Annotated in this window: 1 protein-coding gene; it reads left to right on the top strand. The window is 69.0% G+C overall.

Going from position 1 to position 691, the window contains the following annotated elements; all coding sequences use genetic code 11:
* Positions 1-599: Rossmann-fold NAD(P)-binding domain-containing protein (locus C5F48_RS24340; RefSeq protein ID WP_502525989.1), on the top strand; the 599-nt coding region annotated here is incomplete at its 5' end.
* Positions 600-691 lie beyond the last annotated feature (92 nt).

Raw genomic sequence — 691 nt, 5'->3', positions numbered from 1 at the left:
ACGGCTTCACCTGGAGCGTGCATCGCCCGCATACCGTCATCGGCAAGGCGGTCGGGAACGCGATGAACATGGGCACCACGCTGGCGGTCTACGCCACGATCTGCCGCGAGACCGGCCGGCCGTTCCGCTTCCCGGGGTCGGCGGCGCAATGGAACGGGCTCACCGACATGACCGACGCGCGGCAACTGGCGGCGCAGGTGATCTGGGCCGCCGAGACGCCCGCCGCGCGGAACGAGGCTTTCAACATCGTCAACGGCGACATCTTCCGCTGGAGCTGGATGTGGCCGCGCCTCGCCGAATGGTTCGGCATCCCCGCCGAAGGCTTCGACGGCGCGCCTCGCCCGCTGGAGGCGCAGATGCAGGACGACGCGCCGCTCTGGGCCGGGATCGCGGCGCGCCACGGTCTCGTCGAAGCCGACATCGGGCGGCTCGCCTCCGCATGGCACACTGACGCCGACCTCGGCCGGCCGATCGAGGTGGTGACCGACATGTCGAAGAGCCGACGGCTGGGCTTCACTGGCTATGTGGCGACGGATCAGGCTCTTCGACCTGTTCGAAGAGCTGAGGGCGGATCGGCTTATTCCGTGAGGCTGGTCTGACCAGGCTGAGGGGGCGCGACAACATGCGCTCAAGGCCATCGCGGGGGCTCTGGAAATCCGGGGATGAGCTGCGGGCCGCTCACCCCTGATCC

Source organism: Cereibacter changlensis JA139 (assembly GCF_003034985.1).
Lineage (GTDB): Bacteria > Pseudomonadota > Alphaproteobacteria > Rhodobacterales > Rhodobacteraceae > Cereibacter > Cereibacter changlensis.
This window is presented reverse-complemented; position numbering and strand designations above follow the sequence as displayed.